Below are 15,558 nucleotides of genomic sequence, written 5' to 3'. Positions count from 1 at the left end.
TCATATACATCATCAAGCTGAACAACGTTCTGTGCAGATGCTTTGATTTGACTGAGATCCAGTGTTTCTTCAAATATGGCTGGGGAGTCTGCGTGCATGTCAGCCTTCATATAGAGCTTTTCTTCTGAAGCTTCTTTCCCATCACGTTTTTCAATTCCCTTGGCTGTGATTTGCCACTGTCCTTCTTTTTTCTCCGCGCATTGGATATTCAAAACAATTACTGCATCCTGTTCCGCCGTCAATGGCTGATAGATGGATAAATTCCGCAGCTGAAGCTCTGAGCAGGAGAAACCGTGTTCTCTGAATATCTGGTAGATTATATCGATATAAGCCAATCCCGGCAGGACATTTTGTCCGTAAACCACATGGTGATAAATAAACGGATTTTTTAACGATAATGTGAGTTGTTTCGTTATCTTTTTCACGTTAGACCTCCACCTCATAAGTATCCCATATGTTTGCCGCAGTCATTTTTGAAGTCTCCGCTTCCAGCTTTGGCTCGCCTGGCGAAAGCATTCGTTTCTTTAATTGAGGAGGCGATATTGGACTGCGCTTGATGGCGTGTTTTTCATCTTTTTCCCACGCCTCTACGATGACATGGGCATTCGTCCCCCCATCGGCAAAGCAGTTAATAGCCGCAGTAGGCTGCGAATCTGTCCATTTTTCCAGGGCTCGGCTGAACGTGATGTTCGCTTTCTGTTGATCGAAATGCGCCATCTCTTTTTCACCTGATAAAAATGGGACAAAGCGGCGCTCTTTCAGCATCAGCACAACCTTAATGAAGCTGGCGATCCCTTCAGCACATAGCGGATGCCCGATGTTCGGCTTGATTGAGCCAAGAGAAAGAGGCGATGAGTGCCCAGAACGGTACACTGATTGGATCGCTTTTAGCTCAAGGAGATCGGTTACGATTGAACCTGACCCGTTTGCCTCAAGGTAGCTGATGTCCTCTGGTTTTTTTCCGCTTTTGAAAAGCGCATCTTTCATGACTTCCTTTTGTGCCTCAAGATTAGGTGTTGCAGGTCCCGCCGTTCTTCCGTCGTTATTGACCGAGGCCGCTTTGACGACAGCATATATGATATCTCCGTCTTCCAGTGCCTGTTTTACGGTTTTTAGCATGACCATTCCGACGCCTTCACCTAACACAACTCCGTCAGCACGCTCATCAAACACATGGAAGGATGAATGCTTGCTTAAAATGCCGCGCCGGTCAAACAGCCTGTGAGACGCATCTGAGCTCAGCAAGCTGACACCGCCGACTATGGCGGATTGAATATCTCCGCCACGCAGCGCCTGAATGGCCATATTCATGCCGACCAAAGCTGACGAGCATGCAGTGTCAACTACAACACTTGGACCGCGGACATCAAAAAATTGTGAAAGATTAGCGGCTAAATAATTTTGGCCGACTGTCACGATCGGATTCTTGGCATGATCAAGGCTGTCTTCATCAGGTTTGTGCTGGCTTCTGCCTCCGATATAAACACCGACGGGCTTGCCCTTTATTTCCTCAGGTGTATAACCGGCGTGATACAAGAGCTTCAGACACTCTTCCAACACGAGCAGTGCTTGCGGATCCATCGCCCTTACGTCTTCTTCGTGAAGCAAAAAGAAATCAGGATCAAAATAGCTGACGCCATCAATCACGCCGGCATAATATGGCGTCTTACAGCCCCAACGCTCTGCCGGAATCGGGCCGATTGACGAACGCCCCTCGGATAGTAACGACCAATATGACTCCAATGTCTCTGCCCCAGGGAATCGGCAAGAGAGTCCGACAACGGCAATACCTTCTGCATGAGAGTCCGGTGACAAAATCGCTGGCGCCTGAATCTGAGGTGTAAGAGCTCGATCCTTCCCAGGAACAGATGCCTCCGCCTCTATTTTGTTCTCCAAAGGTGCTGATGCATCCGATATCCTGCCTCCGAATAAAGCGGACAGCCTTTCGGAATAAGAACCGATCAGCCAATCTGCGAACCTTTGAATTGTCGGGTATTCATATAGAATCGATGGATCGAGCGCTGCCTCTAATTTGCGGTTTATACGCTGGAGCACCTGTGCCAAAATGATCGAATCCACGCCATAATCCTGAAACAACCCGTCAATCTCGAAGTCTTCACGATCTATTCTCAGCTCTTCGGTAAACAGATCAATAAGCCAGGACTGTGTTTCAGATAATAATCCATCACATTTGGAAACTTCATCGGCCTCTTCAATGTCTCTGGCTGGCGGGCTCTGTAAAGCAGCTTCCTGCAAACCGCCCTCATGCGGTTTCCTCCTCTTCATCAGCAGTTCCGGCTCCCAGTTTGTTTGATTCGCCATTGCAGGGAGAACAACCGGTCCGAACTTTTTCGATACAATTTGATCTAGAAAACGTAAGCCTTCTGAATTCGTAATGCTCAACAAGCCGCTGTCCCGATACGCTTGATTTGTCACTTCACCCATACCGGTTTCTTTCCAGTTCGGCCACTGAACACTGATGATCGGCGCATGTTTCTGATGTGCTTCTGCAAAATAATCCATATAGCTATTGGCCATCGCATAGTCAGCTTGTCCCGCCGAAAGCTCCGGAATAATGGCTGAAACAGAAGAAAATAAGACAAAAAACTGTAAAGGCTCGTTACACACATGGCGATATAACGTTGTAAGACCTGACACCTTAGGTTCCAGCACCCGCTGGATATCATCCGAAGTTTTTCGGATAAATGCCAGCGTATCCATATCCGTCAGACCTGCACAATGAATGACACCGCCAATCGGTCCTAATGTTCGCTTGATATGTTGCAGCGTTTGCTCAACCTGAGCATCATCAGATAACGTCAGCGACAGCATCTCCACCTGTACACCCTTCGCTTCCAGCTCCCGCACTGCCTGGATTTTCTCTGCCAATGATGTGTTTGATGTCTTAAAACGAGCCCACTCCTCTCGCGGAGGAAGCTGTTCTCGTCCGGTCAGCACCAGTTTTTTCACTCCATAGCACTCTGCAAAATGACGGGCGCATAATAGTCCGATGCCTCGTGTGCCGCCTGTAATGAGAAGTACATGATCTTTCGGGAAGACCGCGCTCTGTTCCGTGGCCTTACCTGTTTCCGGATGAGCTTTTAGAAAAGCTTGATACCGTAAACCATCCCTGTAGCAAACCTCCGCATCATAAGAATCGGAATAAAACTCATCAGCGATCAACTTCGCGAGACGGCGATGATCAGTAACCTCCTCAGCATCCATATGCCTTGATATAAGATGGCTGTACTCGCATTGGAGCATTCGATACAACCCAGCCCGTGAGGCGCCAGCCATCCGGACAGATGTGTTTTGAAACGATTCGAGCCCCTTCGTCACACAAAGCAGCCTGAGCCCCTCTTTATGCCCGAATTCAACCAGTCTTTGCACCCATTCAATCCAATCCAGCCGGCCCTCATCATCCCAACCGCATCCGATGACATCCACTAGGCCGTCAAACTCTTTCCAATCAATGTCTGACTGATCATTTTCTATCCGGCTCACATCTATTAAGAGATGATTCGGAAAATACGAAGACACTTCTGCTGCTAAATCTGCTGTCTCTTGACAGCACAGGATGGCAACAGTTCTTGTCCCCGGCACTGCTGATCCAATTGGACTCAAACTCCATTGTTTCGTCAAAAAGCATGCGGCGCGATCTTCAATCGCATTAACCAGTTCTTTTTTGTCTCTTTCTGAATGTTCCTTTGCCGGCACCCAATAGTGATCCTTCGCAAACGGATATGAAGGGAGGCTGATCAGGCGCGGTTTGGTCTCTCCGTATAATGTGTTCCACTGGATTGAGACCCCTTTGACCCATAAATCAGCAAGTTTGGCGTATTTTCTTTTTCTGATCCAAGCATCAAGTGCCAACGCCATATCTTCATCTGCTGTAAAAATAGTCTGGGTCTCTTTATTTCGATGAGACTGTCCCCGGAAAAATTCGTCTGTTTCTTCCTTACCGTCAACAAACGCCTGCAGTTTCTCTTCAAGCTCCTGCATTGTCCCCGCAACACACGCCAGACGCTCATCCATTTCTTCGCGCCCGACCTGCAGGGTGTAAGCGATGCGGTGCAAATCCTGATCAGTATATTTTTTATTGCGAATCACCTCAAGCAATTGCGAAGCACGATCTATCAGCCTGCTTTTATTTTTAGCCGACAGCACAATTACGTTTGGCTGTTCTGTAGCCGTGTGTTCTGAATTGGCTTTTGGCATATATTCTTCAATCACAATATGCGCGTTTACTCCGCCAATCCCAAACGAACTGATTCCGGCACGGCGCGGAAGCTCGTTTCCGTCACGATCTGTGACAGACTTCCATTCCTGTTTTTCCTGAACGATGTAAAACGGACTGTCAGTCAGCTGAAGATAAGGATTAAGCGTCTCGCAATGCAGGCTTTTCACTAACGTTTTATGCTTCATTTGCAAAAGCACCTTGATCAAACCGGAAATACCGGCTGCTAGCTCTAAATGACCGATATTGCTTTTAACTGAGCCGATGCCGCAACGGTGATCCGGAACATCCGGCTGGCTCTCGCCTCTCATATTGGATAGTTCCTTAAACGCGGCTTTCAGCCCATTTATTTCAATCGGATCGCCCAATTCCGTCCCTGTTCCATGTGCTTCGATATATGTGACAGTGCTTGGATCTATGTCTGCTTGGCGATATGCACGCACCAACAAATCAGCTTGTGCTTTCGGATTAGGCGATGTCAGGGTATTGGCTCTTCCGCCGTGATTTTCCGCCGTGCCCCGAATAACGCCGTAAATATGATTTCCGTCGCGCTCGGCATCTTCCAGCTTTTTCAACATGACCATTCCGACCCCTTCGCCTCTGACATAGCCATTCGCATCGGCGGAGAAGGTTTTACACCTGCCGTCTGTGCTGAGCATCCCCGCCTTGCTGTAGCTAATATGCGCCTCCTCGGTTAAGATCGTATTCACGCCTCCAGCGATCGCCATCTCACAATCACCGTTTTGCATCGCAGTCACAGCACGGTGAATGGCTACAAGAGAACTGGAACAAGCCGTCTCTACTGGCTCGCTCGGACCATGAATATTTAAAAAATAACTCATTCTATTCGGGCCTACCGAAGGAATCATATGACCTGTAGCAGCATGGCCTTCAATTGGAAGATTCGCTCTATGGAATAGATCTTTATAACCGGTGTTTCCCGTACCGATAAAGATACCGGTCCCTGTACCCGAAAGGCTTTGCGGCGAGCAACCCGCATCTTCCAATGCCTTCCACACGTATGTCATTAACAAGCGCTGCTGAGGGTCTACATAATCAGCTTCTCGCGGCGAAATACCAAAAAACAACGGATCAAACTCTGCGACACCATCAATAAACCCACCCCATTTGATGTCGGTTTTATTGACGTCAGTGTCTGGGTTTCCATAATGCTCCCGCCAATCCCATCGATCTTTTGGAACTTCTGTGATGCTGTCTTTTCCTTCTTCTAGGTTTTTCCAAAATTCGTCTATATCCATAGCGCCAGGGAACCGGCCGCTGATGCCGACAATTGCAACCGGCTCAAAATCGGCAGCCTGCTTTTTGTTTCTTTCTGCTTTTGCAATAATAGGCTGTGTAAAGCGGCGCTTTCTACGTGATGTGATTTTCGGCGCTTCAGAAGATTTTGTCTGTAACTCTTCCTGCCCCTCTGGTTTTTCTCGCTCCTGAACCAGGGTGTCACCATGTTCAACGGTCAAATACTCAGCCAGGCTGTGGAGGCTTCCATATTCAAAGAAAATGGTCGGCGTTAGCTCCAACTGAAATTCTTCGTTGATCTTGTTTGTAAAGACCGTAAATGTAACTGAATCAAATCCGTATTCACTCAGCTCTGTATTGACATCAATATCTTCACTATTTACTTTTAAAATTGCACTGACCATGTTGCTTAATGATGCCTCCAGGCTGCTTAAACTGTGCACTAAGTTTGTTCTTTCATCTTTGCCTTTAGCAGTAGCATCTTGATTCCATTCGCCCTGATACGCAGCAACTACATATTCAGCCAGGCTTTGGACGCTGCCATATTCAAAGAATATGGTCGGTGTTAGCTCCAATTGAAATTTTTCGTTGATCTTGTTTGTAAAGACAGTGAATGTAACTGAGTCGAATCCGTACTCACTCAGCTCTGTGTTGACATCGATATCGTCAGTGTTTACTTTCAAAATTGCGCCAACCATTTGGATTAAGGCTGCTTCCAATTTTCTAGTTTGTCCTTGATCCTGATCCGCCTTTCTCTGATCGTTCCGCTTGGCTTTCGATCCTGCGGAAAGCAGTTTTTGCTTCATTTTCTGAAGCTGTCCTTCCATCACAAAAACTTGCGGCTTATCAGATACTATCCCTTGATAAAATGCTTTCAAGCCACTATCTGTCGGCATCGGGACCATTCCCGTCGTTTTCAGCATTCTCTTTTCATCTTCAGCGCCGACTTGCATACCGCCTTCTTCCCATAACGGCCAATTGAAGGAAATGGTGGAGCCGAATCTCTTTTTTGATGCCGCAAGAGAACGGCGGTATTCAGCAAATGCATCCATAAACGAATTGGCTGCCGCATAATCGGCTTGTCCAGCGTTTCCTAAACATCCCGAAACAGAAGAGAAGAAAATGAAAAAGTCCAATGGGAAATCCTTGCTGCATTCGTCTACATGTAACAACCCGCTCACTTTTGGCTGCAACACTTCTTGAAACTCTTCATTCGTTTTATGAATGATGAAGCGATCTTTACTGCTGCCTGCACCGTGAATAATTCCATTGAGAGTGCCATATCTTTCTTTGATTTCCTCCAAAAGATGACGAACCGCATGCTGATCACTTACATCAGCCTCTCGATAGACAACCTCCGCTCCGATGCTTCGAAGAGCCTCCAGCTCGTTTTCCTTATCCTCACTTAAAACAGATCGTCCCGTCAGCACAATAGTAGACCGGCCAGTTCGATTGGCAATTTCCTTTGCAAACAGAAGGCCTAAGCTTCCTGCTCCGCCTGTGATTAGATAAACACCCTCGTCTCTCCACGGCATGTGAAGCGTATCAGCTGAAGGAAGCACCATTTCCCTCCAGCCTTTCACAAAACGGTATCCAGCCTCATATCGAATCTGTTTGTCAAATGGTCTCCGGCTGTCGTCTTTCAGCTTGAGGTGAAGGTCTATCATCTCTTCAGGTTTCTCAATTTCGATGACCTGAGCAGTCAGTTTGCTGAACTCTATTTCTGCTGTTTTAAACAGACCGGAAACGCCGGCAAACAATTGCTTCTCTTTTTCCAGCGGAACAATCGCTTGAATGATGATACGGCCTGCAGAAAGCTTACGGACCTTGCTTTGCAGGAGTTCAAAAATGTTCTGCATGTAACATTGATAACGTTCAGCAATATGTCCTACAGCTTCGTTTAGAGTAATCACACGGGCATCTTTCATGTGGGAGGCAATGCTGTCTGTGACACTTCGTTCAGTTTCGAAGAGAACAATGATATGCTCCGTGTACGAAAGATCTTCGTCCTCTCGTTCTTCATTCTGTTTTTCCCACACCGGTTCAAGCATTAAGCGTTCGTGCCGTGTTGAAGGCTTTGAAGTATGAACCTCCCCTTCTAATACTCTCGTTGAAAATCCTTTGATCCTGACACATACGGTTCCACTCTCGTCAATGACATCGATATCCGCTTTCTGAACAACCCCTCCGGAGTGATCGCTGTCACTTAAGCGGGCATAAGCCCACATAGAAGAAGAACACCCTTTGATCACTTCAAGCTCCTCAAGCGCAAATGGCAAAATCAGCTTTTGATCCGTCAATTCCTGCATGATGCATATTGTTGCTGTCTGCAAGGCGGAATCCATGATACTTGGGTGCAGCACAAACTGTTCATTCGTTCCAGAAACGATTTCTGGAAGCTGCAGCTGCGCCAAAACCTCTCTGTTTCCTATATTCACATTCTTAATTCCTTGAAAGGCCGGACCATGGAACATTCCTCTGCTTCTGCCTTCTTCGTAAAATTGATCAGGCGACATCTTTCCTTTGCCGCAACGGCGTGACATTTCAGTGAGATCTGCGACTGGCGTTTCGGCGGCAGATGCCAGCTCCGCACTGCCTTGACTATGAATAACAGGGTCGTCCCCGTCTTCCTGTGTACTGTAAATGTCAAAGGTGATTTTTCCATCTTCTTCAGGAAAGAGACTGATATCCACTTGAGCTGAATGTCTGTCAACCACAACAGGCTGAACCCAGACTGTATGATTCAATCTGATTCTGACATCTTGGCCAATTTCACTTCCTGCCGCCTGGTTTATAGCCGCGTACGCCATTTCAAGGTACGCAACACCAGGAAGCACAGGCTTTCCTCTTACCACATGGTCTCTCAGGAAAAATTCGTCACCAGTGAAAACCGAACTGAATTTCTGTTCAGAAAAATCAGATGTATTCTGATGAAGCAATGGATGAATAGAGCCGATCCCTGTCTGATTTCCGGATATCTGCGCCACCGGTTTGCGGTCATCCTGCGACGGCCAGTATCGTTCCTTTGCAAATGGATAAGTCGGCAGACTCATTCTGTTTGGGCGCTCTCCCTTGTAAAGCTGCATCCAATCTATATGCGCTCCCTTGCTCCACATTTCTGCAAGCTTGTTTACTTTTCCTTTGGCCATCCACTTACGTATGAGTTCAGCGCTGTCCTCATCCTCCGTCAGCCATGAAACCTCTCTGGCATTGTGCTTACTTCCTTGAAAACAGCCTTCAATCGCTGTATTTCCATTGATAAAATCTGTGAGCCTCTGTTTTAACTCATTTACATGATCGGCAATAAAGACAACGCGATGCTCCATCGCTTCGCGCCCCACCTGAAGGGTATACGCAAAATCAGGCAGCTGGCTGTTCTCAAACCCTCTTCTTTCTAAATAGGCCAGAATGTCTTCTGCATACTCTTGCAGCCTCTCTTTATTTTTCGCCGAGATCGGGACGATGCAGGTTCCGTCTATCTTTCCCTTATCTGAATCCCTTTTGAATTGTTCAAAAATGGCATGGGTATTTGTCCCGCCAAGCCCGAACGAGCTAAGTGCAGCCCTGTGCGTTTTGATCTCACGGCTTAACGTTTTCTTTTGATCGACGACGTAAAAAGGAGAGCTGGCTAAGTCTGTATTTGGATTCGGCTCCTTATAATTGACACTCGGTGCAAGCTCTTGATGATAAAGACTCATCACAACCTTAATGCAGCCCGCAAGACCGGCGGCTGTATCTAAATGTCCGATATTGGTTTTCACCGACCCAATGCCGCAAAATTGCGTTTTATTTGTATATTGCCTGTAAACGTTTGTTAAAGCCGCCAGCTCGATCGGGTCCCCCAGCTTCGTTCCGGTCCCGTGTGCTTCTACATAGCAGATGGATTCAGGCTGTACCTTCGTTTGATTCATGACCTGTTGGACCACGTCAGCCTGGCCTTTAACGCTTGGAGCATAAAAGCCGACTTTGTCAGCGCCGTCGTTATTTACACCAATGCCTCTCAGCAAGGCATAGATATGATCCCCGTCCTTTACTGCATCAGCTGCTTTTTTCAGCAATACAACAGCAACGCCCTCACCGCCTATCATTCCGTCAGCTGAAGCGTCAAAAGCTTTAATATGTCCATCACTCGAAAAGTTCAGCCCAGGCTGATGCACATATCCGATATTTGACTCGGTATGCAGCGTTGCACCGCCAACTAAAGCATAATCAGATTCACCCGACAGGAGGCTCTTATAGGCAGAATGCAATCCAATCAGAGAGGATGAGCAGTTGGCATGGACAAAATAGCTTGGCCCTCTCAGCCCGAGCTTATGAGAAATCATTGTCGGAATCGTCCCGCTCTGTGCAAGCACCCACGAAACATAGCCGTCCGGCGTCTCCAGGCTCTCTGTTGTATCTGACGGCAGCAGCGCGCGATAAGAATTATTGCTTGCCGACATAAAAACACTGGTTTGCGGAATCTGCCTCGCAGCATAACCGGCATCTTCTATTGCTTTCCATGAATGAGTCAGCAGCATCCGAAGCTGAGGGTCCATAAATTCAGCGTCTTTAGGAGAGATTTGAAAGAAGCTTGGATCAAATCTGTCTTTCCCATCAATTGAAGCTTTAGCAGGGACATAGTCGGCATTCTCCGCTATCTCCTTTGAAATGCCAAAGCGCTGAAGCTCTTCTTTATTGAAAAACGCAATGCTTTCCTTGCCGTCTCTGAGGTTCTCCCAAAATTCATCATGATTTTTTGCCCCTGGAAATTCACACGATATGCCAATAATCGCCACACTATCGTCATAATAGTCCGGGAGATCACTCATCTCGGTAGACTGATCTTCTATATGAGCTGCCGGGTCTGTCGGTATATGGTCACTTGCATCGCCCATTCGCTGTTCAGTGATGTACTGGCTGATATTTTTAATCGTTGAATACTCAAACAGGTCTGTGACAGAAAACTCACAGGATAGTTCATGTTTGATACGATCAGCCACAGTGACCGCGAGAAGCGAATCCCCGCCCACATCGAAAAATCCGTCATCCCATTCAATGTCACTCGTTTTCAGCACTTCCTGCCAAATGGTAAAAACAGTATCCTGAATGTTCTTAGGAGAGGTCTGCCTTTGCTTTAGCTGCTCCCCTGATAAATCGATATTCTTAAGGCTGTTTCTATCTATCTTTCCGTTCGGAGTTAACGGCATATGATCAAGCTGAATAAAATAAGAAGGCACCATATAGGCAGGCAAAGCGTTTTTCACAAAATGACGCAGCTCTCTCGCTGTGAGAGAAGCATTTGCATGTTTAGCTGTATAATAGGCAGCTAGGTTATCCATATCTGCGACCACAACGCATTCCAGAATGCCGGGATGCTCACTAAGCCTGCTTTCAATATCACCAAGTTCAATACGGAATCCGCGGATTTTTACTTGATTATCGATGCGGCCTATATATTCAATTCGCCCTCCCGTAAGCCAACGGGCCATGTCTCCCGTTCTATAAAGCTTAGACCCAGGCTCAAAAGGGTTGTCAATGAATCTCGAATCCGTTAATTCTTCCTTTTTGTAGTAGCCCTTCGCCACACCGTCTCCTGCAATGCACAGCTCACCCGGAACACCTGCCGGCACTGGCGCGAGCTGAGAATCCGTAATATAGATTTGTGTATTGGCGATTGGCCTTCCTATCGTGGCATGAGAGCATTCAACGTTAATGCGCTGAACCGCTGACCAGATAGTTGTTTCGGTTGGCCCGAACATATTCCAGGCTTCGCTGCCCGTATCTAAGAAATATCGTTTTAATGTCTCAGGCAATGCTTCGCCACCGCATAAAATTTTCACGCTCTCTTCATTTTCCCAGCCTGAATAAAAGAGCATCTTCCACGTAGCGGGGGTTGCCTGCATCACTGTCGGTTTGATCGCGCGGATGTCCCGTTTCAGTTTTTCAACGTCTTTTGTATGCTCCGTTTGACAAATATAGCAGTGTGCGCCCTTTATTAAAGGCAAAAATAATTCCAGAGCTGCAATATCAAAACAGTAGGTTGTGACAGCAAGCATTTTATCCTCTGCCGTAAGACCTGGTGTTTCCCCCATCGAAACGAGAAAGTTTGTCAAAGCTTTATGTGGTATCATGACACCTTTTGGCTTTCCTGTGCTGCCGGATGTATAAATGACATATGCCAAGTTCTCTGGCGTGACAGTGCGTGTAAGCACTTTTCGATCAGAGGCTGTTTGAGCAATTTCATCCCAATCTTGATCTAAAAGGGCTGTTGTGACACCGTTCCAACTCAACGTATTTACTAATTCCGATGTCGTCAGTGTAATGAAAACTTCACTGTCCTCAAGCATGTATTCTAATCGTTCAGCCGGATAGGACGGGTCTAGCGGCACATACGCTCCCCCAGCCTTGAGGATCGCTAATAAACCCACTAGCATGTCCAGCGATCGATCCACATAGATCCCCGCCAGACGGTCAGGACCCACTCCATGCGCCTGCAAATAAATGGCCAGCTGTGTGCTTTTCTCATCAAGCTCCCGATACGTCAATGTTTGACCTTCATAGCTGACAGCCGCTCTATCAGGCGTCTTTTTCGCCTGCTGCTCAAACAACTCATGAAAAGTTATATATGGATACGTTTTTCCTGTGGCGTTCCATGTTTTGAGAATCATCTGCTTCTCTGCCTCAGGTAATAAAGAATACTCTTTTAAAGGCTGAGAAGGATTCAACATCGCCTGCTCTGTTACATAAACAAAATGGTCGAACATGGCGGATATAGAAGCCGCATCAAACAGCCCAGTATTGTACTTGATGTTCAGCTCCATTTTTTCTTCTGTTTCCCACAGTTCAAATACTAATTCGTATTCGCCCTCTTGGTGAATATACTCAACGAAATCGACAGAAAAGAAGTCAGCATAGCGGCTCAGCAAGCTTTGATAGCTTCCGGATTGAAGAAAATTCTGATAGAAAAAAGCGGTTTGAAATACCGGTGAACCTGCTTGACTGCGAGGAATATTCAGATCCCTCACCATTTTTGGAAAAGGATATGCTGCATGATCAAGCCCATCCAATATCGTTAATTGCAATTTTGATATAAAGCTAGAAAAAGTGTCTGCCGGGTTCAGCTCACTCCGAATCGGGAGCATATTGAGAAAATGTCCAATGGCATCATCAAATCTTTCTTCCGGCCTCACCATGGCCGGCATGCCGACGATCTGTTCTTTTTGGCCTGTGTAACGGCCAAGCAGCATCATATAGCAGCTTAAGAATACCGTCGTGACATTTACAGAATGCTCTTTCGCAAACGTTCTGACCTGATTCATGAAGCCGCTGGACAACCGCCTGGTGTATGTATCCTCTCTAAACTGAGAATCGACTGAACTTGCGCTGACATTAGGCAGCTGAAGATTCGGCAAAGTTCCCGATAGCTGTTTCTGCCAATATGTACGGTGCTTCACACCGTCTTTGCCGGCAAGCATGTTTTTCTCCCATGCCGCAAAATCATGATAAATGGCAGGAGAAACAGCTTTTTCCGGCTGCTGTCCTTTTAAAAGAAGCTGATAGGTATCAAACAGACTGCGTATAAATGTGACAGACGAAACTCCGTCAAAAATCAAATGGTGAATGACAACTAATAAAAAATGCTCTTGTTCAGATCTGGAAAAGCTCATGACACGCACTAACGGGCTGTTTTCCTTTACATACGGTTCCTTTACTTTCTTTCTAAGAAAAGCAGGAATATCAGACTCTTTCAAACTTGAGATATTTTCTGTCTTGATTTCAATTGAAAGTGCTGGCTCATTTTTAAGAAATGGCACTCCGTCTTTCTCTTGGATGACGTGCTTTAAGATTGGGTGCTGATTCAATACAAGGCCGAAAGCCTGCTGGAATGTTTCATGGTGAAGCCCTGACGAAAATTTAAAACAGAGAGGTACGTGATATGCACTTTTTTCGGGTGACATTTTTTGCAATGTCCATAATCCTTTTTGAACCTCAGAGAGAGGCTGAAAAGTTGCCTGACTCCTTTCCGGTTCGGTTTTATATGTGTCCGTGCCCTTTTTGTCAGCAGACAAGCTGCTGAGGTCTTCATGTTCTGATAGATAGCTGGCTAAGCGTTCAATTGTAGGATATTGATGTATCTCTCTAGCTGTTAGTTTGATATGATAGTTTTTCTCGATCGATCGAATGAGCTTCATCATCTTGATAGAATTCACACCAAGACTTTGGATATTTGCATTTGGCTCCACCCAATCGTGGGAAACGTGCAGCTCCTCAGTCAAACAGGTGAGCAGATGCTTCTGTATTTCTTCCCTTACTCTTTTCACCTGGTCTGCTTGCTGTATCCCCTCATCCTGGACTGCATCGTTCATCCGATTGGGTTTATGTAGCAAGTGGTCGAACTCTCCATTTTCAAATGAAGTTTTTAGCTGGGTGCGCTGGATCTTTCCGATAGCCGTTTTTGGAATCTCTTCTTTTTGTACAGGCAGCAAATATTCCGGGGTGACTCCGATCACCTGTGAGACATGGGATTGTATGTTTCTAAGAAGCTGAGACATCTGCTCATCATTTAATTTTGCGGAAGTAACAAAGAAGATAGCCAGCTGATCTGTTGAATTCTGGCCCAGACGGACAGCGCAAGCAGCAGTATAAGAAGTTTCAATTTCAGGTAATTCTTCAACTGCAGACTCAATTGCATGACTGTAATAATTAATGCCGTTAATGATAATTGCATCTTTCGTACGGCCTGTTATGGTTAAGCGCCCGTTTCGCAAAAAGCCAAGATCTCCGGTTTCAAACCAGCCGTCTTCTGTAAACACACTCTCATTCAAATCAGGCCGCTGGTAATAACCGCTAGTAACAGAAAGACCCGAGACTTGAAAACGGCCGATCTCACCCTCTTCAACCAATTCATTATGGTCATTCACAATTCTCATAGAGAAGCCGGGGATTGGAGAGCCTATTTCAACAAAATGATCATCATCACTTGTTCCAGCCCGGGTAAATTCATGAGAAAAAATAACGCCCGATGAAGTTTCGGACATTCCCCAGGCAGGTCGGATGGCGTCAGCAGGCAGTCCATGTGGTTCTAAAAGCTCAAGTATTCTACGCCCTACCTTGGCTACCATTGCTTCACCGCCATTGAGCATGTATCGCATTGAAGACAGATCCCATTTCTTATCTTTTATTTCTTCTGCAAAATCAGTAACCAGACCAAACGCAAAATTCGGCGCCCACGTAACAGAAGCTCGGTAATGATCAATCCAATCCAGCCATTTCAACGGCTCCATTAAGATCGTTTCGCTTGAGACGTTAATTTCCTGACAGCCAAGATAAACATCCCGCAAATGCAGCATTCCGATCCCTCCGACATGGTCAAACGGCATCCAGTTAAACGTAATATCCTCTCTGGTGAAGCCTTGCATTTGAATAATCCCTTTCACCATGCTCATAATGTTACGATGATTAAGCATAACTGCTTTGGGCGTTCCCGTACTGCCTGAAGTCAGCAATAAAAGCGCTAAGTCTTCAGGACTGGATTGATGCCAATCTGTGTCCGCTTCAGCGCTGAGCAGATCCTCTACAATAATTGCCCTGAACCCTTCAAGCCCTTGTTCTTTTGCCCAATCGAGCATTTCCTGATGCATCCCCCGGTCCGTAATCACCGCTGGCTTATCAAGAAGCGTCCATGCGTCTTTCAGCTTTTGAGTGCCGCTGCTCGATTCAGCATACGTTGGCGGAACGGCTAATGGAGCCGGAACAACCCCTGTTAACACACACCCCCAGAACGCAGGGAGAAGCTGTGAATTGTCACCAAGCTGCAAAATCACGCTTTGTTTTGCTTTCAGGCCTGATTGGCGAAGCCCCTTCGCAATGCGCAATCCATCATCCCATAATCGTCTGTATGATTGGTAAACTTCAGTTCCATCCGGCTGCAAATAAATGATTCCCTTTGTATCCCCAAGCTCCGTCGCCGTTCTGTATAAAACTTCAGGTATTGTTGCCGGCTGCTTTTCAGATATATGTAAAGGCTCCCCATGACTGACAGAAGGATTAGTTAATATGCGGATATTATCATTATTTCTCAT

General features: G+C 46.4%; 2 protein-coding genes (1 of these 2 only partly in view). Both read right to left on the bottom strand.

Annotated features, from left to right (window positions below; translation table 11 throughout):
* Window positions 1-443: the 5' portion of a polyketide synthase PksL gene (pksL, locus tag NST22_RS09215; protein ID WP_080015524.1), read on the bottom strand. 13,174 nt of this gene lie to the left of the window's left edge; only the first 443 of its 13,617 coding nucleotides appear in the window; the start codon lies at window positions 441-443; the stop codon falls past the left edge of the window.
* Entirely contained in the window at window positions 427-15,558 is a 15,132-nt protein-coding gene (pksJ, locus tag NST22_RS09210) for a polyketide synthase PksJ (protein ID WP_003245563.1), read from the bottom strand. Before pksJ ends, pksL begins: the two co-directional genes overlap by 17 nt.

The sequence above is a fragment of the Bacillus sp. PS237 genome, from assembly GCF_037963345.1.
In the GTDB taxonomy this organism is placed as follows: Bacteria; Bacillota; Bacilli; order Bacillales; family Bacillaceae; genus Bacillus; species Bacillus subtilis.
Note: the sequence above shows the minus strand (reverse complement) of the source record. Positions and strands in the feature narration are given on the sequence as shown.

What these genes read in the sequence shown, in the direction of transcription:
- pksJ (WP_003245563.1), bottom strand. Translation starts at nt 15,558, where the DNA reads ATGAGAAATAATGATAATATCCGCATATTAACTAATCCTTCTGTCAGT.